Consider the following 26,642-nt stretch of genomic DNA (forward strand, 5'->3'; position numbering starts at 1 on the left):
ACCCCGGCTCGGCGAGGTGGCGCCGTATCCACGGCCCCTCGCCGAGCCATAACAATGTGTCAACTCTACGCGTGTAGCACGGAGTTGTCGCGCTAGCGTCGCCGACGCCCGCCACCTCCCCCCAGCAGCCCCTTTCCCCGAGGAGAGTGCGCCATCAACGCGTCCAGCCCTCCCGCTGCCGTCGAACTGCGCGGCATCACCAAGCGCTTCCCCGGCGTCGTCGCCAACCGCGACATCGACATCACGGTCCGCACGGGCACCGTCCACGCCCTGTGCGGTGAGAACGGCGCCGGCAAGTCCACCCTGATGAAGATCCTCTACGGCATGCAGCAGCCGGACGAGGGCACCATCACGGTGGGCGGCGAACAGGTCACCTTCGACAACCCCGGCGATGCCATCGCCCGCGGCATCGGCATGGTGCACCAGCACTTCATGCTCGCCGACAACCTCACCGTGCTGGAGAACGTCGTCCTCGGCGCGGAGAAGCTGTACGGCATCGGGAACAGGGCCCGTACCAAGATCAAGGAGATCTCGGACGCCTACGGCCTGAACGTCCGCCCGGACGTGCTGGTGGAGGAGCTGGGCGTCGCCGACCGCCAGCGCGTGGAGATCCTCAAGGTCCTCTACCGTGGCGCCAAGACCCTCATCCTCGATGAGCCGACGGCCGTGCTCGTGCCGCAGGAGGTCGACGCGCTCTTCGACAACCTGCGCGAGCTGAAGTCCGAGGGCCTCACCGTCATCTTCATCTCCCACAAGCTGGGCGAGGTGCTCTCCGTCGCCGACGAGATCACCGTCATCCGGCGCGGCACCACCGTCGGCACGGTCTCGCCGCAGGGCACCACGCCCAAGCAGCTCGCCGAGCTGATGGTCGGCAGCGAACTGCCCACGCCGGAGACCGCGGAGTCCACCGTCACAGACGTCCCGATGCTGAAGGTGGAGGGGCTGCACCTCGCGCAGACCGACCTCGAGGGCATCGAGCGGATCATCCTGGACCAGATCTCCTTCACCATCCACAAGGGCGAGGTCCTCGGCATCGCCGGTGTGGAGGGCAACGGCCAGTCCGAGCTGGTCGAGGCGATCATGGGCATGCGCCACCCGGACGCCGGCGTCGTCACCCTCGACGGCACCGACATCTCCCACGCCCCGACCCGCGACCGCCGCGAGGCCGGCATCGGCTACATCCCCGAGGACCGCCACCGCCACGGCCTGCTGCTGGAAGCGCCGCTGTGGGAGAACCGCATCCTCGGCCACGTCAGCGAGAGGCCCAACTCCCGCGGCCCGCTGCTCGACATCAAGGCCGCCCGCGCCGACACCGAGCGGATCGTCGAGGCCTACGACGTCCGCACCCCCGGCATCGACGTGACCGCGGCCTCGCTGTCCGGCGGCAACCAGCAGAAGCTGATCGTCGGCCGCGAGATGAGCCACGACCCCAAGCTGCTCATCGCCGCCCACCCCACCCGAGGCGTGGACGTCGGCGCGCAGGCCGCGATCTGGGACTACATCCGCGAGGCCCGCCGCGAGGGTCTGGCCGTCCTGCTGATCTCCGCGGACCTGGACGAGCTGATCGGGCTCTCCGACACCCTGCGGGTGATGTACCGCGGCCGCCTGGTCGCCGACGCCGACCCCGCCACCATCACCCCCGAAGAGCTGGGCTCCGCCATGACGGGTGCGGCCACCGGCCACCTGGAGCACACAGAGGACGACGAGCGATGAACAAGCTGACCTCACGGATCGACAAGGAGCGGCTGCTCCTCGGCCTCGCCGCGCCGCTGCTGGCGGTCGTCGCCGCGCTCGTCGTCACCGCCCTGGTGATCCTCTCGACCGGCAAGAACCCCGGTCCCGCCTTCAACGACATGCTGACCTACGGCTTCGCCAGCGACAGCCAGGTCTACATCCTCAACAAGGCGACCACGTACTACCTCGCGGGCGTCTCGGTGGCCATCGGCTTCCGGATGAACCTGTTCAACATCGGCGTGGACGGCCAGTACCGGCTCGCCGCGTTCTTCGCCGCCGTCCTCGGCGGCGCGCTGACCCTGCCGGGCTGGCTCTCCATCCTGCTGATTCTCATCTGCGCCATGGCGACCGGCGCCGTGTGGGCGGCCATCGCCGGTGTCCTGAAGGTGACCCGCGGCGTCAGCGAGGTCATCTCGACGATCATGCTGAACTCGATCGCCACCGCGATCATCGCCTACCTGCTGCAGCCCGGAAAGCTGGCCCAGCTCCAGCAGGGCGGCACCGTCGTCGCCACCAAGCCGCTGCCGTCGGCCTCGCACTTCTTCACCATCAACACCGGCCCGGCCGGTGACCTGTGGGGCTTCATCTTCATCGCCGTGATCGTCGGCATCGCGTACTGGTTCGTCCTCGGCCGCACCCGGTTCGGCTACGACCTGCGCACCGTCGGCCAGTCCGAGAGCGCGGCCACCGCGAGCGGTGTGTCGGTGAAGAAGATGATCGTCACCAGCATGATCATCTCGGGTGCGGTGGCCGGTCTGATCGGCATGCCGACCCTGCTCAACGACAGCTACCAGTTCAGCAGCGACTTCCCGACCGGCATCGGCTTCACCGGCATCGCCATCGCGCTGCTCGGCCGTAACAACCCGGTCGGTATCGCGCTCGGCGCCCTGCTGTGGGGCTTCCTGGAGCGCACCACCAACCACCTGGAATTCCAGGGCTACGACAAGGAAATCCTCGGCGTCATCCAGGGCGTCATCGTGCTGTGTGTCGTCATCGCCTACGAGGTCGTACGCCGCTACGGCCTCAAGCGCCAGCAGCAGAAGGTCGGCGCCGAACTCGCCGCCCAGGCCGCCGCCCAGACGAAGAAGCAGGAGGTGGCGTGATGACTGCCACGATGACCGACGCGCCGCCGCCCGCGGCGCCCAAGGCGGCCGGCGCGCCGCAGCGCACGGGCCGCTCCTTCGGCCAGATCCTGCTGCTCGTCGCCGGTGGGCTGCTGCTCCTGGCCGCCGTCCGTATGATCACCGGCTCGCAGGACCTCGACTCCACCGGACAGGTCAGCGCCGCCCTCGGCCTCGCCGTGCCGATCGGCCTCGCCGGTCTCGCCGGCCTGTGGTCCGAGCGCGCCGGTGTGGTCAACATCGGCCTCGAGGGCATGATGATCCTCGGCACCTTCGGCGCGGGCTGGGTCGGCTGGCAGTCCAGCCCCTGGCTCGGCCTGCTGGCCGGTATCGGCTTCGGCGTCCTCGGCGGCCTGCTGCACGCCGTCGCCACCGTCACCTTCGGAGTCGACCACATCGTCTCCGGTGTCGCGATCAACCTGCTCGCGCTCGGCGCCACGCAGTACCTCGCCAAGCTGTTCTTCTCCGGCGGCGCCGCGGCCAACGCGGGCGGCAACCCCAAGCAGTCCCCGCCGGTCGCGAACCTGCCCGACGTCACCGTGCCCGGCCTCTCCGACAGCCTGCACTCGATCGAGAACCACCACTGGTTCCTGATCTCCGACCTCGCCGGCATCCTCGGCGGCCTGGTCACGCACCTGTCCGTGGTCACGGTCCTGGCCGCCGTTCTCTTCGTCGCCACCTGGTGGATCCTGTGGCGCACCCCGTTCGGTCTGCGGCTGCGCTCCTGCGGCGAGAACCCGACCGCCGCGGAGTCCCTCGGCGTCAACGTCTACTCGTACAAGTACGCGGCCGTGGCCGTCTCCGGCGGCCTCGCCGGCCTCGGCGGCGCCTTCCTGGCACTGGTCACCTCGCACACGTACCTGGAAGGCCAGACCGCCGGCCGCGGTTACATCGGCCTCGCGGCGATGATCTTCGGCAACTGGCGTCCGGGCGGCCTCGCGATGGGCGCGGGCCTGTTCGGCTACTCCGACGCCCTCCAGCTGCGCAACGGCGGTCCGACCGTCCACGCGCTGCTGCTCCTGCTGGTCGTTCTGCTGGTCGCCCTGGCAGGCTGGAAGCTGTACCGCAAGGCCCTGTGGCAGGGCGGGGTCAGCCTCCTCGTGGGCGCGCTGGTCCTGCTCTGGTACCTGGTCACCGACGAGGTCCCGAGCGACTTCGTGGGTGCCACGCCGTACGTCGTCACCCTGCTGGTGCTGTCCCTGTCGGCGCAGCGCCTGCGGATGCCGAAGGCGGACGGCATGCGCTACCGGAAGGGTCAGGGCAAGTGACGCAGGAAGCCGCCGGATTCGACTGGGAGGCGCTGCGGGAGGTGGCGCGGGAGGCGATGACCCACGCGTACGCCCCCTACTCCGGCTTCCCGGTCGGCGTGGCGGCCCGGGTCGACGACGGCCGCACGGTCACCGGCTGCAACGTGGAGAACGCCTCCTACGGCATCGGCCTGTGCGCCGAGTGCGGCCTGGTGTCCGACCTGCAGCGCACGGGCGGCGGCCGGCTGACGCACTTCACCTGCGTCGACGGCACCGGCGGCCTGCTGGTCCCGTGCGGCCGCTGCCGCCAGCTGCTGTACGAGTTCGGCGGCCCGGACCTCCTCCTGGACACCCCCGCGGGCGTCCTGACGCTCTCCGAGATGCTGCCCCAGGCCTTCGGCCCCGGGCACCTCTCCTCGTAAGTCCCGTACGGCCCCCCTGCCCCGCTCGCAGGGGGGCCGCACACTTCGCACCTCCCGGAAGGAACCACACCCGCCATGGCCATGGACGCCATCTCCGTGATCCGCACCAAGCGGGACCGCGGCGAGCTGACCGACGAGCAGATCGACTGGGTCATCGACGCGTACACCCGCGGCGAGGTCGCCGACGAGCAGATGTCCGCGCTCGCCATGGCGATCCTGCTCAACGGAATGAACCGCCGCGAGATCGCCCGCTGGACGGCGGCCATGATCGCCTCCGGCGAGCGCATGGACTTCTCGGCCCTGTCCCGCCCGACGGCCGACAAGCACTCGACCGGCGGCGTCGGCGACAAGATCACCCTGCCGCTGGCCCCGCTCGTGGCCGCGTGCGGCGCCGCCGTCCCGCAGCTCTCGGGCCGGGGCCTCGGACACACCGGCGGCACGCTGGACAAGCTGGAGTCGATCCCCGGCTGGCGGGCCCTGCTCTCCAACGAGGAGATGCTGCACGTCCTGGACACCACGGGCGCGGTGATCTGCGCGGCGGGCGACGGCCTGGCCCCGGCGGACAAGAAGCTGTACGCCCTGCGGGACGTGACCGGCACGGTCGAGGCGATCCCGCTGATCGCCTCCTCCATCATGTCGAAGAAGATCGCCGAGGGCACGGGCTCGCTGGTCCTGGACGTGAAGGTGGGCAGCGGTGCCTTCATGAAGACGCTGGACGACGCCCGCGAACTGGCGACCACGATGGTCGGCCTGGGCACCGACCACGGCGTGAAGACGGTGGCCCTCCTGACGGACATGTCGACCCCGCTGGGCCTGACGGCGGGCAACGCCCTGGAGGTCCGCGAGTCGGTGGAGGTCCTGGCGGGCGGCGGCCCGGCGGACGTGGTCGAGCTGACGCTGGCCCTCGCGCGCGAAATGCTCCAGGCGGCCGGGGTGAAGGACGCCGACCCGGCGAAGGCCCTGGCCGACGGCTCCGCGATGGACGTCTGGCGCCGCATGATCGCGGCCCAGGGCGGCGACCCGGACGCGCCGCTGCCCACCTCGAAGGAACAGCACGTGATCAAGGCACCGTCCTCCGGTGTCCTCACCCGCCTCGACGCGTACGACATCGGCGTCGCGGCCTGGCGCCTGGGCGCGGGGCGTGCGCGCAAGGAGGACCCGGTGCAGGCGGGCGCGGGCGTCGAGATGCACGCCAAGCCGGGCGACACGGTCACCGAGGGCCAGCCCCTGCTGACCCTCCACACGGACACCCCCGAGCGCTTCGCGTACGCGCTGCAGGCGGTGGAGGGCTCCTACGACATCGCGGCGCCCGGCACCGACTTCACGCCGTCGCCGGTGGTGCTGGAACGCATCGCCTGACCTGGACTCTCCTTGTTCGGACGAACGGGACCGGTGGACCGCCGCCGGTCCCGTTCGGCGTAGCGAGGGGCCCATGGACGAGGCGGCCCCTCACCCCAAACCCGATGAGTTCCGCCCGGCCCGCCGGTCTACCGCACGTGAAGGCAGAGGAACCCGCCGTGCTCGTGCTGTCCGGCCCCGTCACCCGGGACGAGGTGGCGGGGCTGTGTGCCCAGGTGCGGGCGCTGCTGGCGGGCAGTGGTGCCCGCGTCGTCGTGTGCGACGTGGGCGGGCTCGGGCCGCCGGGCCTGGCCGCCGTGGACCTGCTGGCGCGGCTGGAGCTGGCCGCCCGCCGGGCCGGCGGGCGGATCCGGCTGCGGGACCCCGATCCCGCGCTACCCGCCCTTCTCGACCTCGTCGGACTCCGCTTCCAGGTGGAGGGGCAGCCCGAAGAGCGGGAACCAGCGCTTGGTGTCGAGGAAGCAGTGGAAACCGGTGATCCGGCCCTCTGACAGCTCCAGCACCTGCACGGCCCAGGGACCAAAACCGCCCTTCTCCTCGTCCGGCTTGTAGTGCGCGAACCCCGGCAGGCCGTTGACCTGCACCGGCAGCAGCCGGGAGCCGGCGCAGGAGGCGCCGAGGGTCGTCATGAAGCCGGTGATGTCGGCCGGGCCGCGCAGCCACAGGTCGAACGGCGGCATCGTCATGACGGCGTCCTCGTGCAGCAGCGCCGTCAGCGCCGTCATGTCGTAGCCCTCGAAGGCTTTGACATAGCGCTCCAGGAGTTTCTGCTGCTCCTCGTCGAGCGGATCGGACACCGCGCCCTCGGGGCTCGCGTCCGCGCGCTCCGCGAGCGTGGCCCGCGCCCGCTGCAGCGCGCTGTTGACCGAGGCGACCGAGGTGTCCAGCAGCTCGGCGACCTCGCTCGCCTTCCAGGCCAGGACCTCGCGCAGGATCAGCACCGCCCGCTGCTTGGGCGGCAGCTGCTGCAGGGCCGCCATGAAGGCCAGCCGGATCGACTCCTTCGCGACGGCGGCCTCCGCCGGATCGTCGACCGTCGGCAGCACGCGCGCGTCCGGCATCGGCTCCAGCCAGGTGTGGTCGGGGCGGGGGGAGAGCGCGACCTGCGCGAGCGGTGTCGATTCCGTCAGGTCCATCGGTCTCGCCCGCTTGTTGCCGGCCGTCAGCATGTCCAGGCACACGTTCGTCGCGATCCGGTACAGCCACGAGCGCAGGCTGGAGCGGCCCTCGAACTTCTCATAGCTGCGCCAGGCCCGCACCAGGGTGTCCTGCACCGCGTCCTCCGCCTCGAAGGAGGAGCCGAGCATGCGGTAGCAGTACCCGGTCAGCTCGGTCCGGTGCTTCTCCAGTGCGACGTCGAGGTCCGCCGTCGCCGTGCTGTCGCCCATCGTCCACCCACCCCTGTGGCCGTTCCTGTGGCGCGCCTTCGCGCCCCAGCACCTTGGAAGCTACCGCAGGGCACTGACAATGGCGCCCAGAGTGGGAAAAGCGCAGGTCGGACGGGGCGCTTCAGTGCGCGTCGGCCACAAGCGAGCCGCGCGCCGCCACCCGGGCCGCCCGGGTGCCCAGCAGCGTGATGGTGACGACCCCGACGACCGCGAGCAGGCCGACCCCCACCGTGCCGCTCCAGCCGTCCGCGTGGAAGGCCGTCGCGCCGACCGTGCTGCCGACGCTGGAGCCGACGTAGTACATGGACTGGTACAGGGCCGAGGCCTGGGCACGGCCCCGCGTGGCCGTCTTGCTGACCGCCGAGGAGGCGACCGCGTGCCCCGCGAAGAAGCCCGCCGTGATCAGCACCAGGCCCAGCAGGACCAGCGGCAGGGAGGGGGCCAGGGAGAGCAGCAGGCCCGCCGCCGTCGTACCGCCCGCCAGGTACAGCGCGCCCCGGCGGCCGAGCCGGCCCACCAGCCGGCCCGCCGTGGACGCCGACACCGTACCCACCAGGTAGACCAGGAAGATCGAGCCGATGATGCCCTGCGGCAGTCCGAACGGCGCGCCGGTCAGCCGGTAGCCGATCACCGTGTACACGCCGCCGAACACGGTCATGAACAGCGCGCCGATCGCGTACAGCCGCCGCAGCAGCGGGTTCGCGAGGTGGTCGCGGACCGTGCCGAGCAGCACGCGCGGTCGCAGCGAGCCCGCCGTGAAGTGCCTCGGCGTGGGCAGCAGCAGCCGGAAGGCGATCGCGCACCCGACGGCGATCAGGCCGATCACGCCGACGGCCACCCGCCAGCCCCACTCCTGGGCCACCCAGCCGGTGATCACCCGGCCGCTCATACCGCCCACGCTGTTGCCCGCCACGAACAGCCCGATCGCCGTGACCAGCGCCTTCGGCCGGACCTCCTCGGCCAGATAGGCCTGCGCCGAGGCCGGCAGACCGGCCAGCGCCGCGCCCTGCACCGCCCGCAGCACCACCAGCACGCCGAGCGAGGGCGCGAACGGCACCAGCAGCCCGACGCTCACCGCGACGGCCAGCGAGGCCGTCATCACCGTACGGCGGCCGAAGCGCTCGGACAGGGCGCTCATCGGCAGGACGAACAGGGCGAGTCCCCCGGTCGCGGCCGCCACGGTCCAGCTCGCCTCGCTCGCCGCGACCCCGAACTCGCCGGAGATCAGCGGCAGCAGGGCCTGCGTCGAGTACAGCAGGGCGAAGGTCGCGACTCCGGCGAGGAAGAGGGCGAGGCTCATCCGGCGGTAGCCGGGGCCGCCCGGAGTCATACGGGAGTCGGAGGCGGAGGTGTCGGAGACGGGGACGGTCGGTGCGGCGCCCACGACGGTGGACGCCCCGGTACTGGCGGGAGACATGCCTCGACCGTAGGTACGGGCCGTCTCATCCGTCCAATGCATGGAATCGTCATAATCGTTCCCATGCAGCATCAGCAGAGCTCACAGGCTCGCCTGTCACCGAACAGTGACACAGAAGACATGTCTGAGATGTCGAGGGTGCTCGCTCCCCGCCTCGCGTACTTCGCCGGCGTGGCCCGTACGGAGCACGTCACCCGCGCCGCCCAGGAGATGAACGTCCCCCAGTCCACCCTCTCCCGTGCGATGGCCCGCCTGGAGCAGGACCTGGGTGTCGACCTGTTCGCCCGGCACGGCCGCACGGTCTCCCTGACCCCCGCCGGCCGCACCTTCCTCGCCTCCGTCGAACGCGCCCTCGCCGAGATCGAGCGGGCCGCCGAGGAGGTGCGCGCCGACGCCGACCCGGCCACCGGCAAGGTCGCCTTCGGCTTCCTGCACACCATGGGCGCCGAGACGGTCCCCGGCCTCCTGCACGCCTTCCGCGAGGACCACCCGCGCGTCCGCTTCAGCCTGGTGCAGAACTACGGCGAGGCGATGCTGGAGCGGCTGCGGGCGGGGGAGCTGGACCTCTGCCTGACCTCCCCGGTCCCGGACGCCCCCGACCTGGTCGCCCGCCGCCTGGACGAGCAGAAACTCCGCCTGGTCGTCCCCGCCGACCACCGTCTGGCCACCCGTCGCCGCATCCGCCTGGCCGAGGCGGCCGAGGACACCTTCGTCACCCTGGAGCCCGGCTACGGCCTGCGCCGCATCTTCGACGCCCTGTGCCGCGAGGCCGGCTTCCGCCCGAGGGTCGCCTTCGAGGGCGAGGAGGCGGAGACCCTGCGGGGCCTGGTGGCGGCCGGGTTGGGGGTCGCCCTCCTGCCCCCGCCCACGGTCCCCAGGCCAGGGGTCGTGGAACTGACGGTGACGGCCCCGAGGGCGGTCCGTGAGATCGGCGTGGCGTGGCTGGCGGACCGCCCGGACACCCCGCCGGTGACGGCCTTCAAGAAGTTCCTGCTCTCGAGAAGGGGCAACCTGCTGCCGGCCTGAGGACGGCCCGTGAGGGACGCCAACCCCGGCTACCGCCTCAACGACCGCCCGAACCCCGCAGCGAGCGGCATCCGGAGCCCGATGGGCGGCGGAGCCGCAAGCGCATCCTCGACAGGGCGGGACACGGAGTGCCCGAACAGCGCCCCCATCATGAAATCGACGGCCAGCCAGGCCACTTCGTCCCGATGCCCCTGCAACCGGTGCCCGTCGGAATGCACCTCGAACCGGCACACCTCCCGGTTCACCTTCTTCGCCCGCGCCGCGAACCGGAACGACAGCTCGGGATCGGTCCGCTCGTCATTCGTGCCGTGCACGATCAGCACCCGGCGCCCCACGAGCTGCTTCACCGGTTCGGCGGGCGCGGCGACGTCGTCCTCCGGCAGCCAGGGGGCGAGCGCCACAACGGAGTTGACGGCCTCGTGTCCGCCCGCCCGGAGCGCCGCGCGTCCGCCCATGTCCACCCCGACCAGACACACGGAAACGTCCCCGTACCGTCGTACGACCTCGTCGGCGGCCCACTCGGCATCCACGGCCAGCTGCGCCTCGCTCCCGTTCCAGCCCCGACTCCGGTAGTGGACGGTATGGACAGCCAGCCCCTCGTCCCGCCCCGCGCGAGCCAGCCGTCGGCCCAGCGAGCGCAGCGCGAACGTCGCCCGCACGGGGGACGGCCTGCGGACGGAGACCTCCTCCCCGCCGGGGAGCAACAGCACCGCTCCGCTCACCGCCGTCGGCACCGGGCCGACCGCCTTCCCCAGCCCGGCCGTTCGGACCGGTGTCGCTTGCTGTCCCATGACAGAACAGTGTCAGAAGGGGCGGTGTACCAAACCCGTACGGGCGGTCACCGTTGCGTATCGACGGAAAACCGTCCCCGAAGAAGCTGCCGCGTTCGCCGGGATCTCTACGCGCGTAGGCGTTACAGTGCGGAAATGACGAGCCAGACTGCACCAAGTGGGGCCGTTCCGACGCCGGACCAGATCCGCCGGGCACCCAAGGTTCTGCTGCACGATCATCTCGACGGCGGGCTCCGCCCCGGAACCGTCGTCGAACTCGCCCGGGAGAGCGGCTACTCGGAGCTTCCCGAGGCCGATCCGGACAAGCTGGGCATCTGGTTCCGCGAGGCCGCCGACTCCGGCTCGCTGGAACGGTATCTGGAGACCTTCAAGCACACCGTCGGCGTGATGCAGACCCGGGACGCGCTCGTCCGGGTCGCCCGCGAGTGCGCCGAGGACCTCGCGCAGGACGGGGTCGTCTACGCCGAGGTGCGGTACGCCCCTGAGCAGCACCTGGAGCAGGGGCTGACCCTGGAGGAGGTGGTCGAGGCCGTCAACGAGGGGTTCCGGCAGGGCGAGCGGCTCGCCCGGGAGAACGGCCACCGCATCCGGGTCGGCGCCCTGCTGACCGCCATGCGGCATGCCGCCCGCTCGCTGGAGATCGCCGAACTCGCCAACCGCTACCGGGACTTTGGAGTCGTCGGCTTCGACATCGCGGGCGCCGAGGCCGGCTACCCGCCCACCCGGCACCTGGACGCCTTCGAGTACCTCAAGCGCGAGAACAACCACTTCACCATCCACGCCGGCGAGGCCTTCGGGCTGCCGTCCATCTGGCAGGCGCTGCAGTGGTGCGGCGCCGACCGGCTCGGGCACGGCGTGCGGATCATCGACGACATCGAGGTCCACGAGGACGGCTCCGTCACGCTCGGCCGGCTGGCGTCGTACGTCCGCGACAAGCGGATCCCGCTGGAGCTGTGCCCCAGCTCCAACCTGCAGACCGGGGCGGCGCCCTCCTACGCCGAGCACCCGATCGGGCTCCTGCGCCGGCTGCACTTCCGGGCCACCGTGAACACCGACAACCGGCTGATGTCGCACACCAGCATGAGCCAGGAATTCGAGCACCTCGTCGAGGCGTTCGGTTACACGCTCGACGACATGCAGTGGTTCTCGGTCAACGCAATGAAATCCGCGTTCATTCCTTTCGATGAACGGCTGGCCATGATCAATGACGTCGTCAAGCCCGGATATGCGGAACTGAAATCCGAATGGCTGTTCCGGCAGACGGCCTCCACCAGCGGCTCTGCCGGTTCGGCGGGATAGCGGCGGCTCGGTGGGCGGGCGGGTTGTGAAAGGCGGTTCACAACCCGTCCGCATTTCGGTGTTTGCGGCGGGTGATCGGGCGTGTTTACGGTCGAGGACCGTTCATCGTTTTTCCTCTCCGTCCCCTATTCCAAGGACGCATTCACCATGAAGCACTCTGCCGTCAGGACTCTCGGTGTCGCCGCCCTCGGTGCCGCTTTCGCCGCCGTCGGTGCGGGCGCGGCCAACGCGGCGGCCCCGGCCGTACCGGACGCGACCCCGGCGCTGGACTCCGTCACCAGCACGCTGCCGGCCGAGGGCACCGGCGTGGACCAGCCGGCTGCCACCGCCGCCCTCAGCCGAGGGCAGGACGCCCTGGGCGCCGGCATGGCCGCCACGCGACCGGCCGTCGAGAACGCGCTGCAGGGCGGGCCGACCGCGCCGCTCCACAGCCGTCTCGGCGGACTGCCCGTGCAGGGCGCGCCCGTGCACGGCCTGCCGGTGAGCGGTGTGAACGGGATCTCGCTCGGCTGACGCCGGCCGCCGTACGACGCCGTCGGGGCGCCCCGGTCAGGTCCGGGAGCGCCCCGACGGCGTTCCGCGTACGGCCGTCACGACGTACGGCCGTCACGACGTACGGCGGTCACCAGGCGGTGCGCGTGCTGTCCTCGGCCGGCAGCAGGATCCACAGCGCTATGTAGAGCAGGAACTGGGGGCCGGGCAGCAGGCAGGACAGCAGGAAGATCACCCGCATCGTCGTCGCGGAGGTGCCGAAGCGGCGCGCCAGTGCTGCGCACACTCCGCCGATCACGCGGCCGTGGGTCGGGCGGGCAAGGGTGGTCATGTCGGCTCCTCCGTGGTCATCGGTTCCCGTCGTCGGCTGTCTTCCGGCAGCTGTCTTCGACGGTACGCAGACGAAGCGGACGAAGCGTCACTCTATGGAGCCATTCCGACCCTGGGAATCGTCGGGGTACGCCCCTGAGGCGGCTCCTCCTGGACGGTGACGGAGCCGGCCCCGGCGCGGTCGTCCAGCTGCCGCCGCCGCACCCGGGCGCGGCCCGCCGGCACGACCAGCAGGTGGGCCAGCGCGACACCGGTGGTGTTCAGCAGCAGCGAGTCGACGTCCACGACCCGGCCGGGGACACCGGTCTGCAGCAGGGCGATGCCGACCGAGATCAGGGCGCCGGCGGCGGTCGTACGGATCAGGGAGGAGACCGGCGAGACGGTGAGCCTGCCGTGCGCCATCGGCAGCAGCACGCCGAGCGGGGCGAGCAGCGCCAGGCCCTCTCCGATGCGTCTGGCCGCCTCCGGCCAGCCCAGGGCCAGATCGGCCCGGATGCCGGCGAGGGGGTGCAGGTTGGGGGGTGTCACCCAGGGGACGTCCAGAGGTCGCAGCATCAGCCAGGCGACGAGGGCGAGGTGGGCGACGAGGAGGACACCTCCTGCCACCCGGATACGGATCGCGGCGCTGTCGCCGCCGATGGAGCCTTGACGCTGCACGACCCCCTAGACGCAGCGCGGGTGCCGATCGGTTCCGGGCCGCAACTTTTCGGTTGCGCTGCGCGGTGGAAGCGGTTGCGCTGTCCGCTGTGGAAGCGTGGAAGCGGGATCGCCGTTGGGGTTCTGTTTCGTCGCGGGGTGCGGGTCCGTCGTGGTTGTTCGCGCCCACGCGGCGGAGCCACATGTCGAACACAGCCCCGCGCCCCTTCGGGGCGCTGCCCCGCGGCGCTACCGCCCCGCCACTTCGCTCGACGGTGGTGCCACGCTGCCCGGGCGGTCGCGGACGTCGTCGGTGCACTCGTAGCGGCGCGGGGGGCCGCCCGCCGGGCCGCCGAGGATGACCGCGCCGTCGCCCTCCGTCGCCGCCGAGTCGGACAGGGTGCACACCAACTGGGCCAGGGCGTAGGAGGTGAGCCGGGACGGCGCCGTGCTCAGGCGGAGCGCGTCCTCCGGGTCACCGGGGCCGGGCCCGCGCACGGTGAGGCCGCCCGGCACGTACGTCGTGTAGCCCGCGGAGCGCTCCGCGGCGGACGGGGACGCGGCGAGCTGGTCCAGGAGCCCCTGGGCCACGATCACACGGCGCCGCGCGTCCGGGGTGCCCTCGGGGACGCGCACCGTCCGGTCGACCGTCACCAGGGACGCCCCGCAGAGCAGGAAGACCTGCACGGGCACGCCCTGCGAGGACTGCTTGGCCAGGTCCGGGCCGGCCAGCGAGCACGGCACCCGGGAGGGCGCCGCCCCGAAGTCGGTCGGCACCTGGGTGGCCCGGATGCCGCAGCCGGAGAGCAGCAGGCCGAGGAGGGGCAGCGCCAGCAGGCGTCGCACGGTCAGGCGTCGTACGGACATCACCCCTCCTCTCCTGAACTTCCCGAACTTCCCGGGCTTTTGGAGTTCCCGGAAGCGTCCTTGTCGGTCTTCTCGCCCTCGCCGGTCTCCTCCGTCAGCCGGGAGGCGTCCCGCGGCAGCCGCAGCGTGAACACCGCGCCGCCGTCCGGCGAGTTGGCGGCGCTGATCTCACCGCCGTGGATGTGGGCGTTCTCCATGGCGATGGACAGGCCCAGCCCGCTGCCCTCGGAGCGCGGCCGGGAGGCGCTCGCCTTGAAGAAGCGGTCGAAGACGTGGGGGAGCACGTCCTCGGGGATGCCCGGCCCGTGGTCACGCACCGCGATGACCAGGTCGTCGCCGTCTATGCGCACCGACACCCGCACCGGCGACCCGCCGTGTTTGAGCGCGTTGCCGATCAGGTTGGCGAGGATGACGTCCAGCCGGCGCGGGTCGAGACGGGCGTGGATGCCGCGCTCGGCGTCCAGCTCGACCGCGTCCAGCCAGGCCCGGGCGTCGATGCAGGCGGTGATCTGGTCGGCGAGGTCGACGTCGTCCAGGACCAGCCGGGCGGTGCCCGCGTCGAAGCGGGTGACCTCCATCAGGTTCTCGACCAGGTCGTTCAGCCGCCGGGTCTCGCTCACCACCAGCCGTACGGCCGGCTCGATCATCGGATCCACGGATCCGGTCCCGGCCTCCAGCTCCTCCTCCAGCACCTCCGTCACGGCGGTGATGGCGGTCAGCGGCGTCCGCAGTTCATGACTCATGTCGGCGACGAAGCGGCGCGAGGCCTCGTCCCGCGCGGCCATCTCCGCGACCCGCTTCTCCAGCGCCTCGGCGGCGTTGTTGAACGTCCGGGAGAGATCGGCGAGTTCGTCGGTCCCCGACACCCGCAGCCGCGTGTCCAGCCTGCCCTCGCCGAGCCGCCGGGCGGCGACCCCCAGCCGGTGCACCGGCTTCAGCACGGTCGTGGCCGCGGCCTGCGCGAGCAGCGCGGCGCCGATCAGCGCGAGTCCGGTCGCGATGCCCAGCGACCAGGCCAGCGAGTTGAGGTCCTTCGCCTCCGGCTCCAGGGACTTGGCCATGTAGCCCGTGGGCCCGCCGCCGATCACCCGCGAACCGGCCACCAGATACGGCGTGCCGTGGTCCACGACCCGCTGCCAGTACAGGTGGTACGGCTCCTTGTTGGCGTCGGTCACCTTCTGCTGCTTGTTCACGGCCGCGCGCAGCGACTTCGGCACGTCCTCCAGCGAGAAGCCGTTGATGCCGCCCGAGTTGCCGTACACCGTCTTGCCGCCGGCGTCCTGGGCCACCAGCAGCACGCTGAAGTGCTGGCTGCTCGCCGCCATCTGGCCCGCCGCCCGCTGGAGTTGGTCCTGCGTGGGGTGCGCCGGCAGCGCGCCCGCGCGGTTCTGCATCTCCTGCCGGAAGTCGCGCAGCACCGCGTCCTGGGCGCGGGTGAGCACCGCCTCCCGGTTCAGCCAGTAGGCGATGCCGGACGCCGAGACGGCGGCGGTGAGGGCCACCAGCGCGAAGACGACGACCAGGCGCAGCCTGAGGCTGGTGAACCTGAGCCGCGACAGGCTCCCCTTGCGCCGCGCGGACCACCCGCGCAGCCCCCCTTGCGTATCGGTCACTGAGGCGCGTCCAGGCGGTAGCCGACACCACGGACGGTACGGATCAGTGTCGGGGACGAGGGCACGTCCTCGACCTTCGCGCGCAGCCGCTGCACACAGGCGTCCACGAGCCGGGAGTCACCGAGGTAGTCGTGCTCCCACACCAGCCGCAGCAGCTGCTGCCGGGACAGCGCCTGGCCCGGCCGTCGGCTCAGTTCCAGCAGCAGCCTGAGCTCGGTCGGGGTCAGCTGCAGGTCCTCGCCGTTCTTCGTCACGGTCATCGCCGACCGGTCGATGACCAGGCTGCCGAAGGTCGCCGAGTCGCTGGACTCGCGCTCCCCGCGCCGCAGCACGGCCCGGATCCGGGCGTCCAGCACCCGGCCCTGGACGGGCTTGACGACGTAGTCGTCGGCGCCGGACTCCAGCCCGACCACCACGTCGATGTCGTCACTGCGCGCGGTCAGCAGGATGATCGGCAACTGGTCGGTGCGCCGGATGCGACGGCACACCTCGAAGCCGTCGATGCCGGGCAGCATCACGTCCAGCACGATCAGGTCGGGCCGCTGCTCGCGCAGCAGCTTCAGACCGTCCTCACCGCTGGCAGCGGTCGCCACCCGGTGCCCCTGGCGCGTCAGGGAGAGCTCCAGGGCCGTACGGATGGCGTCGTCGTCCTCGATCAGCAACAGGGAAGGCACGGGCTCATTCTGGCCCATGGACGGGCTGTCGTACGACCCGCCGACACCTGGCCTTCCCTACCGCCACCATCTGTGCACTTCCTGTGACGGCGGCGGGCCGGACCCCTGTGACAGGTCTGTGACAGTCGGCGGACACGGCGATGAAGTCGCCCCGGCAGTCTTTTGGACACGGGCCGGACGGGGGAGCCGAGAGCCGGCCCGGCAAGACCGAGTCACCGGAAGTCCACGACGGGGAGCGCGAGATGAACACGCTGCACAGCATCAGCACCAGCGCAGTGGTCACGCGTCTGCACGACGTGAACCGGGGATCCGAGAAGTCCGGTGCGGATGGGGGCACCTCCCGCGCGAGCGCATTCGAGCGTGGGGGAGGGCGGGGGTGCGCTCGCGGCACCGGGCGTCAGCACACCACCTACATGACGGTGGTCGACGCACACACGGGGGACACGCACGGGGGATCCGCGTACAGGGAGGACTCGGGGGAGCAGCGCCGCTCCCTGACGGAGGCGGAGTTCACCGCCTACGTCCAGGAGCGCCGCGCCTCCCTGTACGCCACCGCCTACCACCTGACCGGCGACCGCTTCGAGGCCGAGGACCTGCTGCAGAGCGCGCTGTTCTCGACGTACCGGGCGTGGGAGCGGATCAGCGACAAGGCCGCGGTCGGCGGATACCTCCGCCGCACCATGACCAACCTGCACATCAGCGCCTGGCGGCGCCGCAAGCTCAACGAGTACCCGACCGAGGAACTGCCGGAGACGCCCTCCGACACGGACGCGATGCGCGGCACTGAGCTGCGCGCGGTCCTGTGGCAGGCGCTGGCCCGGCTGCCCGAGCTCCAGCGCACCATGCTGGTCCTGCGCTACTACGAGGGCCGCACGGACCCGGAGATCGCGGAGATCCTCGACATCAGTGTCGGCACGGTGAAGTCCAGCATCTGGCGCTCGCTGCGCCGGCTGCGCGAGGACGAGGTCCTCAGCTTCGGCCGTGACGAGGAGAACGCCTTCGGCGAACTGGTCGCCTGAAGGTCCGGGGTCACTGGGGGGTGACCCCGACGGGGGAAACGGGGGACACGGGGGAAACGGGGGAAGGGAACGGGGGAGCAGGAGAAGCGGGACTGGAGGGTCGGGGGGCCTGTCCAGTCCCGTTTTTCTGTTTCCGCTCCCCGTCCCTGTCCGGTTTCCGTACGGCGGTCACGCCACCGTCCGCTGACGGGGCTGCCGCCCCGCCGCCGCTGCCGCGAGCCGCCCCAGCGCCTCGTCGCGGTCGCACGGATACGCGCCCAGCGACACCTGGCGGGCGACGATCGAGCGTTCCGCGCGCATCAGCCGCCAGCCGCGGCGCAGCAGGAACGGCACCGACTTGCGGCCCTCCTTCAGATCCCGCAGGAAGCGCCGGCGGAAGGTGGTGACCGGTCCGCGGCTCAGGCACAGCGCGTCCGCGAGCACGCCCAGTTCCCGGCAGCGCTCCACGAGTTCTGCGGCGAAGACGCCCTCCGCGATGAACAGCGGGGTACGGCCGATGCTCAGCGTCTCCGCGCCGGTACGGGCGCTCAGCGCGATGTCGTACACCGGCACCGGCGTCGAGCCCGTCGCGCACAGCCGGGTGATGGCCTCGACCGCGACCTCGGCGTCCCATGAGTCCGGGTGGTCCCAGTCGATGTCCGAACTCCCCTGCACCAGGGGCAGAGTCGGGTCGTCGCCCTCCTTGTAGAAGTCGTCCAGACGCAGGACGGGGAGCCCGGAACGGGCGGCGACGAGGGACTTGCCCGAACCCGAGGGGCCGCACAGCAGCACGACACGGGCGGGGGACGGGGGATGAATGCTCACGGAACACCAGTTTGACGCATGACGGCGCCCCTGCCGACCCCGCGGGTCGGCTTTTGAGCGTGACTCCCGCCTCAACTACCCTTCGTGTCGACCGCTTCACCCTGAGTATCAGAAGGTGACCCCGCATGACACGACACACGTCCCTCCGCCGCCACACCGCGCGGCGCGCCCTGATCGTCCTCGCGACCGCCTCCGCGGCGCTGGGCGCGGGCGTGGCGACGGCATCGGCGGACGCCGCTCGCGTCCCGGACGTGCCCCTGCGGCCGGCCTCGCCGGGGATGACGGCCCCGCAGGCCGCCGCCCAGGTGCCGGGGCTGACCGACTACGCCGCCATCCCCGTCCAGGCCCTCCAGTACACCCCCGTCGCCCACACCCGCCTCGCGCCGGGGGACGACGGTGACCTCGGCGGCCTGACCGGACCGGTCGCCCGGATGGGCCCGGTCGGTGCGGTGCCGATCGCGGAAGGACTCGGCGGAGTGTTCGGCGGCCTGACCGGGGCCGGGGGCTGAGGGCAGAGGAGAGAGCCGCGCCGCCCCTGGACGGAGGGGAGGCGCGGCTCTCGTGTGTGTTTCGCCGAGATTCAGGCGGTGCGGCGGGGGCGGGTGACCAGGCACCTGGGGCGAGACAAGCAGCGCGGCCACGTGTCCGTGACCGGCAGATGGTGCATCGTGTGAGCAATTCAGTCGTCAGGGGGGGGGCGACACGGACTGCGCTTGGCTGATCGCGCTGAGCGAAGAGCCGCGCCTCCCCCGGACGGAGGGGAGGCGCGGCTCTCCGGTCTGTGGTGGGCGGTCAGTACGACGAGCCCGACGCGCCCAGCGAACCCGTCGGGTGCCAGACCGTCTTGGTCTCCAGGAACGCCGTCATGCGGTCGGTGCCCGGCGTCTCGGAGTAATCCACAGCCTGTGGGCGGAGCACCCGCTTCAGGTTGTCCGCCGCCGCGATCTCCAGCTCCTTCGCCAACTCCTCGTCCGCGCCCACGAGGTCGATCGCGTTGACGTCCTGGTGCGCGGCCAGCGGCGCCGCGAGCTCCGCCGTACGGCCGGAGAGGATGTTCACCACACCGCCCGGCACGTCGGAGGTGGCCAGCACCTCGGCGAGGGAGAGGGCCGGAAGGGGGGACTTCTCGCTCGCGACCACGACCGCCGTGTTGCCGGTGGCGATGACCGGCGCGAGCACCGAGACCAGGCCCAGGAACGACGACTCCTGCGGGGCCACGACGGCCACCACGCCCGTCGGCTCCGGCGAGGAGAGGTTGAAGAACGGCCCCGCGACCGGGTTCGCCCCGCCGATCACCTGGGAGATCTTGTCCGTCCAGCCGGCGTACCAGACCCAGCGGTCGACGGCCGCGTCCACCACCGCGGCCGCCTTCGACTTCGACAGGCCCTCCGCGTCGGCCACCTCGCGCACGAACTGCTCGCGGCGGCCCTCCAGCATCTCCGCGACGCGGTAGAGCACCTGACCGCGGTTGTACGCCGTCGCACCGGACCAGCCGCCGAACGCCTTGCGCGCGGCCACGACCGCGTCCCGGGCGTCCTTACGGCTCGACTGCGGTGCGTTGGCCAGCCAGTTCCCCTTAGAGTCCGTCACCTCGTACACCCGGCCGCTCTCGGAACGCGGGAACTTCCCGCCGACGTACAGCTTGTAGGTCTTGAAGACGCTCAGACGCTCGTTGGTGCGGTCAGACATCGAGGTATGCCTCCAGGCCGTGGCGGCCGCCCTCGCGGCCGAAGCCCGACTCCTTGTAACCGCCGAACGGCGAGGTCGGGTCGAACTTGTTGAACGTGTTGGACCAGATCACGCCCGCGCGGAGCTTGTTCGCGACCGCCAGGATGCGGGAGCCCTTCTCGGTCCAGATGCCTGCCGACAGGCCGTACTGCGTGTTGTTCGCCTTGGCGACCGCCTCGTCCGGGGTGCGGAAGGTGAGGACCGACAGCACCGGGCCGAAGATCTCGTCGCGGGCGATGGTGTGCGCCTGGGTGACGTTGGTGAAGAGCGTCGGGGCGAACCAGTAGCCGGAGGTCGGCAGTTCGCAGGCCGGCGACCAGCGCTCGGCGCCCTCCGCCTCGCCCCGCTCGGCCAGCGCGGTGATCCGGGCCAGCTGCTCGGCGGAGTTGATCGCACCGATGTCGGTGTTCTTGTCCAGCGGGTCGCCGAGGCGGAGCGTGGACAGGCGGCGCTTGAGGGAGTCCAGCAGCTCGTCCTGGATCGACTCCTGCACCAGCAGACGGCTGCCCGCGCAGCAGACCTGGCCCTGGTTGAAGAAGATGCCGGTGACGATGCCCTCGACGGCCTGGTCGATCGGCGCGTCGTCGAAGACGATGTTGGCGCCCTTGCCGCCCAGTTCGAGGGTGAGCTTCTTCCGCGTGCCCGCGACGGTGCGGGCGATCTCCTTGCCGACGGCCGTGGAACCGGTGAAGGCCACCTTGTTGACGTCCGGGTGCGCGACGAGCGCGGCGCCCGTGTCACCGTAGCCCGGGAGGATGTTGACGACACCCTTGGGCAGGCCCGCCTGGCGGCAGATGTCCGCGAAGAACAGGGCCGACAGGGGGGTGGTCTCCGCCGGCTTCAGTACGACCGTGTTGCCGGTCGCGAGCGCCGGGGCGATCTTCCACGCCAGCATGAGGAGGGGGAAGTTCCAGGGGATGACCTGGCCGGCCACGCCGAGCGGGCGCGGGTTCGCGCCGAAGCCGGCGTGGTCGAGCTTGTCGGCCCAGCCCGCGTAGTAGAAGAAGTGGGCCGCCACCAGGGGGAGGTCGGCGTCCCTCGTCTCCTTGATCGGCTTGCCGTTGTCCAGCGTCTCCAGGACGGCCAGCTCGCGGCTGCGCTCCTGGATGATCCGGGCGATGCGGAACAGGTACTTGGCGCGCTCGGAACCGGGCAGCGCCGACCACTTCTCGAACGCCTTGCGGGCGGCCCTGACGGCACGGTCGACGTCCTCGGCGCCGGCCTGGGCGACCTCGGAGAGGACCTCCTCCGTCGACGGCGAGACGGTCTTGAAGACCTTGCCGTCGGCCGCGTCCACGAACTCGCCGTCGATGAACAGGCCGTACGAGGGGGCGATGTCGACGACCGAGCGGGACTCGGGCGCGGGGGCGTACTCGAATGCGGATGCCATGGGGATCAGTCCACCGTCACGTAGTCGGGGCCGGAGTAGCGGCCGGTGGCCAGCTTCTGACGCTGCATCAGCAGATCGTTCAGCAGCGAGGAGGCGCCGAAGCGGAACCAGTGGTTGTCCAGCCAGTCCTCGCCCGCGGTCTCGTTGACCAGGACCAGGAACTTGACGGCGTCCTTGGAGGTGCGGATGCCGCCGGCCGGCTTCACGCCGACCTGGACGCCGGTCTGGGCGCGGAAGTCCCGTACGGCCTCCAGCATGAGGAGGGTGTTGGCGGGGGTCGCGTTCACCGCCACCTTGCCGGTCGAGGTCTTGATGAAATCGGCGCCGGCCAGCATGCCGAGCCAGGAGGCGCGGCGGATGTTGTCGTACGTCGACAGCTCGCCGGTCTCGAAGATGACCTTCAGCCGGGCGGCCTCGCCGCAGGCCTCCTTCACGGCGACGATCTCGTCGTACACCTTCAGGTACTTGCCCGCGAGGAACGCGCCCCGGTCGATGACCATGTCGATCTCGTCGGCGCCCGCGGCGACCGCGTCGCGGACGTCGGCGAGCTTCACGTCGAGCGCGGCGCGGCCGGCCGGGAAGGCGGTGGCGACGGAGGCGACCTTCACGCCGGAGCCGGCGACGGCCTCCTTGGCGACGGCCACCATGTCGGGGTAGACGCAGACCGCGGCGGTCGTCGGGGTCGTACGGTCCGTGGGGTCGGGGTGGACCGCCTTGGCGCCGAGCGCCCGGACCTTGCCCGGGGTGTCCGCGCCTTCCAGCGTCGTCAGGTCGACCATCGAGATGGCGAGGTCGATGGCGTACGCCTTCGCGGTGGTCTTGATGGAACGGGTGCCGAGAGAGGCGGCGCGCGCCTCCAGGCCGACCGCGTCGACGCCGGGCAGCCCGTGCAGGAAGCGGCGCAGCGTGCTGTCGGACGCGGTGACGTCCGAGAGAGCGTGAGCTGTGGGTGCGGTAGTGGGCATGGTCACCAGACGAGCATATCTACGCGCGTAGCGGCTGTACAGCCCCGAGTGGCTCGGAGTGCTCATTTCCCGCCCGAAGATCACGGATGAGCGCCGGATTCCCGGGCCGCGTGGGGGCACCGCCGCCGGTGTCATGCAGACTGGGCCCATGACCACCCCCGACCACCAGTCACCCGCGTCACAGCCCCCGGTCCCCACCATCAAGGACCGGGTCTACCGCTCGCCCATGGCGCTCGTGGGCGGCGTGCTGCTGCTCGCCGTCGTCGGCTGGCTCGGCTTCGACGCGCTGTTCAAGGGCCATGGCCGTACGCCGTGGCTGGCGCTCGCCGCGATGATCCTGATCGTGCCGCTGGTGATCGCCTTCTCGCTCCGCCCGGCGGTCTTCGCGGGCGAGGACCGGCTGCGGGTGCGCAACCCGTTCCGGGTGATCAGCCTGCCCTGGGGCGAGGTGGCCGCGCTGCGCTCCGGCTACTCCAACGAGGTCGTCGTGAAGTCCGGCGGCAAGTACCAGCTGTGGTCGGTCCCCGTGTCGCTGCGCGCCCGCAAGAGGGCGGAGCTGCGCAGGTCGCGGGCGGCGGCGGACACGGCGCGCGGCGGGGCTCCGGCGCGCCGCGGCTTCGGCTTCGGCGGCTTCGGCGGCGCCGGCGGCGCGGACATCCCGGCCGGACCGACCCGCGCGGAGACCGACCAGGTCATGGACGACCTGCGGGAACTGCTGGAACGGCGCGGCGCGGCGGAGACCGCGCAGGGTGAGGTCACCGTGCGCTGGGCGTACGAGGTGATCGCGCCCGCGCTGGCGGGTGCGGTGCTGCTGCTGATCCTGGTCGCTACGGGCTGAGGTTCTCCGGGGGGCGCGGCACGCGGCAGCGCGGGCTGTGGAACATGCGTGAGCCTCCGCCGCCGTTCGCCCTCGACGGATGAAACCTGCGGTTGAAGTTCATGGGGATGTCCAGCGCGAAGAAGTTCTTGCCGGTCCCCGTCCGCGCGCGCAGGCGGATCCGGTGCTCGGCCACCGGCACCGCATCGGGCAGCCGCAGGATCCACTCCTGCTTCCACGGCCCGGCGGCGGGCCTGGTGTCGGCCGGCAGCCGCGCGCCCATGCGCGCCAGCAGGTCGGGCAGCCGGTAGCACCTGTCCAGCATCTTCACCGGACCGAACTTCATGATCACACTGCAGGTGACCCTGGTCAGGTCGACGGGCTCCTTGAGGTGACCGTCCATCTCGCAGCGGACCTGGTGCCCGAGCCACGGCAGGGCGGGGGTCAGCGTGATGGTGAGGAGGTCCAGGACGTAGGTGTCGTCGCTGATGTCCTCCACCAGGGCCACACTCATCTCACTCACCCCGCAGTGTCGAATACGAACGCCCCTTCACCCGTTCGGGGTGGGGAGGCGAGGGGAAGGAAGCCGACGGCCCTGGTGCCGGGACGGGCACCGGCGCAGGGGCGTCCGGGCGGACAGCACCGGCGCCACGGCCGGTGCGGGACAGCACGGCCGACCGGACACCCGGCGTGCGGCGCCTCGGGTCCGGTTCCGGCGGGATGCGCACCGCGCGTGGGCCGTCGGACAATGGTCGGGGCTGGTGCTCCGGCCCGATTCCGGCGGGCCGGAGCACCCCTCGCGCAGCGGGCTCCGGGCTACTTCCCGCCGCCCCAGTTCCCGCCGTCCCAGTGTCCGCCCTCCCAGTCTCCGCCGTCCCAGTCGCGGTGGATCACGCGGAAGCTGGCCACCACGGCGTCCTTGATGTGGACGCCCTCGACCTTCCCCACGCGCACGCCTTCCGCGGAGCTGTGCGGTCCGACGGTGGCGACGGGTGCGCCGTTGTCGCAGACCACCCCACGGAAGACCTCCACGGTCTTGTGGCTGTCGTTGCGGATGTTCAGGGTCTTCGCGCCCAGGCCGCTGACCACGGTGACGCAGTCGCCCGGGTGGGCGGAGTACGAGCGCTCGTTGATGTCGATGCGGCCCCAGTCGCCCTCGCGACGCTCGCCCTCGCGGCGCTCGCCGCCCTCGTTGCCCTTGCCCTGCCCGTTGTCGCCGGCGAAAGGTGCCGCGGCGGGAGCGGCGGCCGGGGCGGACTGGAGTGCCGGGGCGGAGGCCGCCGAGGCGTAGGTGATGCCGGTCGCGGCCAGGGCGGAGGCGGCCGCGACACCAGCTGTGACCACGGTGGAACGGGGGAGCTTCATGACGCTTCTCCTGTCTCCGGTTTCAGAGATACCGGCCCGTCAGCCGGCTTGGAGTAAAAGTACACAGACCAGTCATATTGGTCATATAGGAAGACAGGGATTGAGGGCCGATAGGGGTATTTTCGGTGCCGTGAGCCGACCCTCGGAGGCGTCGACGACCCGTCAAGTCTCCAAGCAAAAAAGAAGATTGACCGACTATTAACCCTTTTGAAGTATCTTCTGACACATGCTCACCTCCGTCGTGTCGCAGCGTGTCGCGCGGGCGGCAGCGTGTCGCTCCGGGCGGCAGAGGCGAGTCGTGTTAGGGCGCGCGCTGCGCCGGTGCCGTCGGCTGCGCGGGGTGCGACCGCGGTACGAGGGTGAAGTGCCGTTCCATTGCGGTGAGTTGGGGAGACCGGCAGGCCCGGAACGGCGAAATGGGGTGCCCCCGGGCTGGGGGCACCCCATCGGTGTCGTATCGATGTCGTCGACGTCGTACGGATTGATGTCGTACGGATCAGATGCCGGCGGCCGCCGACAGATCCCGCTTGATCGTGGTGAGCAGTTCCGTCGCGCGGGCGCGGGCCGCCGGAAGCGCCGCGTGGTCCGTGACCGGTACGACGACCTCCAGGTAGCACTTCAGCTTCGGCTCGGTGCCGCTCGGGCGGACGATCACGCGGGCGCCGTCGAGCGTGTAGCGCAGGCCGTCCGTGGGCGGCAGCTTCTCCGTGCCCCGGCTGAGGTCCTCGGCACGGACGACGGCCAGGCCCGCCAGCTCGGTCGGCGGCTGCTCGCGCAGGCGGCGCATCGCGTCGGCGATCAGGGAGAGGTCCTGGACGCGGACCGACAGCTGGTCGGTGGCGTGCAGGCCGTGCTCCACGGCGAGGTCGTCGAGGAGGTCGAGGAGGGTACGGCCCTCCTCCTTCAGCACGGACGCCAGCTCGGTGATCAGCAGCGCGGCGGTGATGCCGTCCTTGTCGCGCACGCCCTCGGGGTCCACGCAGTAGCCCAGGGCCTCCTCGTAGCCGTAGCGCAGGCCGTCCACGCGGGCGATCCACTTGAAGCCGGTCAGCGTCTCCTCGTAGGGGAGGTCCGCCTTCTCGGCGATGCGGCCCAGGAGGGAGGAGGAGACGATCGACTCCGCGAACACACCGGACGCGCCCCGGCGGACCAGGTGCGCGGCGAGCAGCGCGCCCACCTCGTCGCCGCGCAGCATCCGCCAGTCGCCGCCGTCCTCGACGGCCACCGCGCAGCGGTCGGCGTCGGGGTCGTTGGCGATGACCAGGTCCGGGCCGGTCGTACGGGCCTGGGCGAACGCCAGGTCCATCGCGCCCGGCTCCTCCGGGTTCGGGAAGGCGACCGTCGGGAAGTCCGGGTCGGGCTCGGCCTGCTCGGCGACCAGCACCGGCTCCGGGAAGCCGGCCCGGGCGAAGGCGGCCAGCAGGACGTCCTTGCCGACGCCGTGCATCGCCGTGTAGACCGTGCGGGCGGTGCGGGGGGAGCCCCCGGCCAGTACGGCGTCGGTACGGGCCAGATAGGCGTCCAGCACCGCGTCGTCCAGGGTCTCCCAGCCGGAGTCCGGGCGCGGTACGTCGTTCAGGGAGGCGATCCCGTCGATCTCGGCGGCGATCTCCGCGTCGGCGGGCGGCACGATCTGGGAGCCGTCGCCGAGGTAGACCTTGTAGCCGTTGTCCCGGGGCGGGTTGTGGCTGGCGGTGACCTCGACGCCCGCGACCGCGCCGAGATGCCGTATGGCGAACGCCAGGACCGGGGTGGGCAGCGGGCGGGGGAGTACGGCGGCGCGCAGGCCGGCGCCGGTCATCACGGCGGCGGTGTCGCGGGCGAAGTCGGCGGACTTGTGGCGGGCGTCGTAGCCGATGACGACGACTCCGCCGGTCTGGCCGTTCTTCTTCAGGTAGGCGGCGAGGCCGGCGGCCGCCCTGATGACGACGCTGCGGTTCATGCGCATCGGGCCGGCGCCGAGTTCGCCCCGCAGGCCGGCGGTGCCGAACTGGAGCGTGCCGCTGAAGCGGGCCGACAGTTCCAACGCGTCGCCGGCGTCGATCAGCTCGGCGAGTTCGTCACGGGTCTCCGCGTCGGGGTCCTCGGCGAGCCATGCCTTGGCCCGGGCGATGAGATCGTCGTGCACCTTGGGATCA

Annotated in this window: 27 protein-coding genes; 12 read left to right on the top strand and 15 right to left on the bottom strand. The window is 71.5% G+C overall.

Going from position 1 to position 26,642, the window contains the following annotated elements; all coding sequences use genetic code 11:
- Window positions 1–186 precede the first annotated feature (186 nt).
- From ACWC2T_RS08030 to ACWC2T_RS08055, 6 genes are all read left to right on the top strand, one after another.
- On the top strand, window positions 187–1,713 hold the full coding sequence (locus ACWC2T_RS08030) for an ABC transporter ATP-binding protein (protein ID WP_450669603.1): 1,527 nt from the start codon (window positions 187–189) through the stop codon (window positions 1,711–1,713).
- Window positions 1,710–2,837 (top strand): ABC transporter permease, encoded by a 1,128-nt coding sequence (locus ACWC2T_RS08035; protein ID WP_450669555.1) that lies wholly within the window; start codon window positions 1,710–1,712, stop codon window positions 2,835–2,837. Before ACWC2T_RS08030 ends, ACWC2T_RS08035 begins: the two co-directional genes overlap by 4 nt.
- Window positions 2,837–4,123, top strand: coding sequence for an ABC transporter permease (locus tag ACWC2T_RS08040; protein WP_450669556.1), 1,287 nt, complete (start codon window positions 2,837–2,839; stop codon window positions 4,121–4,123). The genes ACWC2T_RS08035 and ACWC2T_RS08040 overlap by 1 nt, the downstream gene beginning before the upstream one ends.
- Complete coding sequence (locus ACWC2T_RS08045; protein ID WP_450669557.1) at window positions 4,120–4,524, top strand: cytidine deaminase; 405 nt, start codon at window positions 4,120–4,122, stop codon at window positions 4,522–4,524. Before ACWC2T_RS08040 ends, ACWC2T_RS08045 begins: the two co-directional genes overlap by 4 nt.
- A gap of 75 nt (window positions 4,525–4,599) precedes the next feature.
- On the top strand, window positions 4,600–5,883 hold the full coding sequence (locus ACWC2T_RS08050; RefSeq protein ID WP_450669558.1) for a thymidine phosphorylase: 1,284 nt from the start codon (window positions 4,600–4,602) through the stop codon (window positions 5,881–5,883).
- 104 nt (window positions 5,884–5,987) lie between these two features.
- Window positions 5,988–6,374, top strand: coding sequence for an STAS domain-containing protein (locus ACWC2T_RS08055; protein ID WP_450669559.1), 387 nt, complete (start codon window positions 5,988–5,990; stop codon window positions 6,372–6,374).
- Here ACWC2T_RS08055 and ACWC2T_RS08060 read toward each other — a convergent pair.
- The gene (locus ACWC2T_RS08060) at window positions 6,258–7,271 is read right to left on the bottom strand and encodes a sigma-70 family RNA polymerase sigma factor (RefSeq protein WP_450669560.1); all 1,014 of its coding nucleotides are present in this window, start codon (window positions 7,269–7,271) and stop codon (window positions 6,258–6,260) included. The two genes, ACWC2T_RS08055 and ACWC2T_RS08060, sit on opposite strands and share 117 nt — an antisense overlap.
- 121 nt (window positions 7,272–7,392) lie before the next feature.
- Window positions 7,393–8,688, bottom strand: a complete 1,296-nt coding sequence (locus ACWC2T_RS08065) for an MFS transporter (RefSeq protein WP_450669561.1) — start codon at window positions 8,686–8,688, stop codon at window positions 7,393–7,395.
- Window positions 8,689–8,751: 63 nt separating this feature from the next.
- Between ACWC2T_RS08065 and ACWC2T_RS08070 the strand changes: the two genes are divergently transcribed.
- The gene (locus ACWC2T_RS08070) at window positions 8,752–9,714 is read left to right on the top strand and encodes a LysR substrate-binding domain-containing protein (protein WP_450669562.1); all 963 of its coding nucleotides are present in this window, start codon (window positions 8,752–8,754) and stop codon (window positions 9,712–9,714) included.
- Window positions 9,715–9,743: 29 nt separating this feature from the next.
- On the opposite strand, the gene ACWC2T_RS08075 is transcribed toward ACWC2T_RS08070, so the two are convergent.
- On the bottom strand, window positions 9,744–10,505 hold the full coding sequence (locus tag ACWC2T_RS08075) for an alpha/beta hydrolase family protein (protein ID WP_450669563.1): 762 nt from the start codon (window positions 10,503–10,505) through the stop codon (window positions 9,744–9,746).
- A gap of 135 nt (window positions 10,506–10,640) precedes the next feature.
- Between ACWC2T_RS08075 and ACWC2T_RS08080 the strand changes: the two genes are divergently transcribed.
- Both ACWC2T_RS08080 and ACWC2T_RS08085 read left to right on the top strand, forming a co-directional pair.
- Window positions 10,641–11,804, top strand: a complete 1,164-nt coding sequence (locus ACWC2T_RS08080) for an adenosine deaminase (RefSeq protein WP_450669564.1) — start codon at window positions 10,641–10,643, stop codon at window positions 11,802–11,804.
- A 147-nt stretch (window positions 11,805–11,951) separates the two neighbouring features.
- Window positions 11,952–12,317, top strand: a complete 366-nt coding sequence (locus ACWC2T_RS08085) for an ATP-binding protein (RefSeq protein WP_450669565.1) — start codon at window positions 11,952–11,954, stop codon at window positions 12,315–12,317.
- A gap of 109 nt (window positions 12,318–12,426) precedes the next feature.
- On the opposite strand, the gene ACWC2T_RS08090 is transcribed toward ACWC2T_RS08085, so the two are convergent.
- From ACWC2T_RS08090 to afsQ1, 5 genes are all read right to left on the bottom strand, one after another.
- Complete coding sequence (locus tag ACWC2T_RS08090) at window positions 12,427–12,627, bottom strand: PspC domain-containing protein (protein ID WP_450669566.1); 201 nt, start codon at window positions 12,625–12,627, stop codon at window positions 12,427–12,429.
- 92 nt (window positions 12,628–12,719) lie between these two features.
- On the bottom strand, window positions 12,720–13,283 hold the full coding sequence (locus ACWC2T_RS08095; RefSeq protein ID WP_450669567.1) for a VanZ family protein: 564 nt from the start codon (window positions 13,281–13,283) through the stop codon (window positions 12,720–12,722).
- A gap of 228 nt (window positions 13,284–13,511) precedes the next feature.
- Window positions 13,512–14,129, bottom strand: coding sequence for a hypothetical protein (locus ACWC2T_RS08100; protein WP_450669568.1), 618 nt, complete (start codon window positions 14,127–14,129; stop codon window positions 13,512–13,514).
- Window positions 14,129–15,742 carry an ATP-binding protein gene (locus tag ACWC2T_RS08105; RefSeq protein ID WP_450669569.1) on the bottom strand — a complete coding sequence of 538 codons (1,614 nt, stop codon included), beginning with the start codon at window positions 15,740–15,742 and terminating at the stop codon, window positions 14,129–14,131. The genes ACWC2T_RS08100 and ACWC2T_RS08105 overlap by 1 nt, the downstream gene beginning before the upstream one ends.
- Complete coding sequence (gene afsQ1, locus ACWC2T_RS08110; protein ID WP_031024517.1) at window positions 15,739–16,416, bottom strand: two-component system response regulator AfsQ1; 678 nt, start codon at window positions 16,414–16,416, stop codon at window positions 15,739–15,741. Before afsQ1 ends, ACWC2T_RS08105 begins: the two co-directional genes overlap by 4 nt.
- Before the next feature lie 242 nt (window positions 16,417–16,658).
- On the opposite strand from afsQ1, the gene ACWC2T_RS08115 reads away from it, so the two are divergent.
- Window positions 16,659–17,435 (top strand): SigE family RNA polymerase sigma factor, encoded by a 777-nt coding sequence (locus tag ACWC2T_RS08115; protein ID WP_450669570.1) that lies wholly within the window; start codon window positions 16,659–16,661, stop codon window positions 17,433–17,435.
- Window positions 17,436–17,603: 168 nt separating this feature from the next.
- On the opposite strand, the gene ACWC2T_RS08120 is transcribed toward ACWC2T_RS08115, so the two are convergent.
- Window positions 17,604–18,239 carry a uridine kinase family protein gene (locus tag ACWC2T_RS08120; protein WP_450669571.1) on the bottom strand — a complete coding sequence of 212 codons (636 nt, stop codon included), beginning with the start codon at window positions 18,237–18,239 and terminating at the stop codon, window positions 17,604–17,606.
- Window positions 18,240–18,364: 125 nt separating this feature from the next.
- Between ACWC2T_RS08120 and ACWC2T_RS08125 the strand changes: the two genes are divergently transcribed.
- On the top strand, window positions 18,365–18,748 hold the full coding sequence (locus ACWC2T_RS08125) for a hypothetical protein (protein ID WP_450669572.1): 384 nt from the start codon (window positions 18,365–18,367) through the stop codon (window positions 18,746–18,748).
- Window positions 18,749–19,031: 283 nt separating this feature from the next.
- On the opposite strand, the gene ACWC2T_RS08130 is transcribed toward ACWC2T_RS08125, so the two are convergent.
- From ACWC2T_RS08130 to deoC, 3 genes are read right to left on the bottom strand one after another with little or no spacing between them, the layout of a single operon-like run.
- Entirely contained in the window at window positions 19,032–19,928 is an 897-nt protein-coding gene (locus tag ACWC2T_RS08130) for an aldehyde dehydrogenase family protein (protein WP_450669573.1), read from the bottom strand.
- Complete coding sequence (locus ACWC2T_RS08135; protein WP_450669574.1) at window positions 19,921–21,357, bottom strand: aldehyde dehydrogenase family protein; 1,437 nt, start codon at window positions 21,355–21,357, stop codon at window positions 19,921–19,923. The genes ACWC2T_RS08130 and ACWC2T_RS08135 overlap by 8 nt, the downstream gene beginning before the upstream one ends.
- A 5-nt stretch (window positions 21,358–21,362) precedes the next feature.
- Window positions 21,363–22,322, bottom strand: a complete 960-nt coding sequence (gene deoC, locus ACWC2T_RS08140) for a deoxyribose-phosphate aldolase (RefSeq protein WP_450669604.1) — start codon at window positions 22,320–22,322, stop codon at window positions 21,363–21,365.
- Window positions 22,323–22,470: 148 nt separating this feature from the next.
- On the opposite strand from deoC, the gene ACWC2T_RS08145 reads away from it, so the two are divergent.
- Window positions 22,471–23,160, top strand: coding sequence for a PH domain-containing protein (locus tag ACWC2T_RS08145; RefSeq protein ID WP_450669575.1), 690 nt, complete (start codon window positions 22,471–22,473; stop codon window positions 23,158–23,160).
- Here the strand turns inward: ACWC2T_RS08145 and ACWC2T_RS08150 are convergent.
- The 3 genes from ACWC2T_RS08150 to ACWC2T_RS08160 all read right to left on the bottom strand — a co-directional run bounded on the left by ACWC2T_RS08150 (window position 23,150) and on the right by ACWC2T_RS08160 (window position 26,632).
- Window positions 23,150–23,653: a hypothetical protein gene (locus ACWC2T_RS08150; protein ID WP_450669576.1), complete on the bottom strand. Its 504-nt coding sequence runs from the start codon at window positions 23,651–23,653 to the stop codon at window positions 23,150–23,152. The genes ACWC2T_RS08145 and ACWC2T_RS08150 overlap by 11 nt on opposite strands.
- A 302-nt stretch (window positions 23,654–23,955) precedes the next feature.
- Window positions 23,956–24,504, bottom strand: a complete 549-nt coding sequence (locus ACWC2T_RS08155) for a hypothetical protein (RefSeq protein ID WP_450669577.1) — start codon at window positions 24,502–24,504, stop codon at window positions 23,956–23,958.
- Between the two features lie 496 nt (window positions 24,505–25,000).
- Window positions 25,001–26,632, bottom strand: a complete 1,632-nt coding sequence (locus tag ACWC2T_RS08160) for a phospho-sugar mutase (protein ID WP_450669578.1) — start codon at window positions 26,630–26,632, stop codon at window positions 25,001–25,003.
- Between the last annotated feature and the right edge of the window lie 10 nt (window positions 26,633–26,642).

Source organism: Streptomyces sp. NPDC001393, assembly GCF_053597455.1.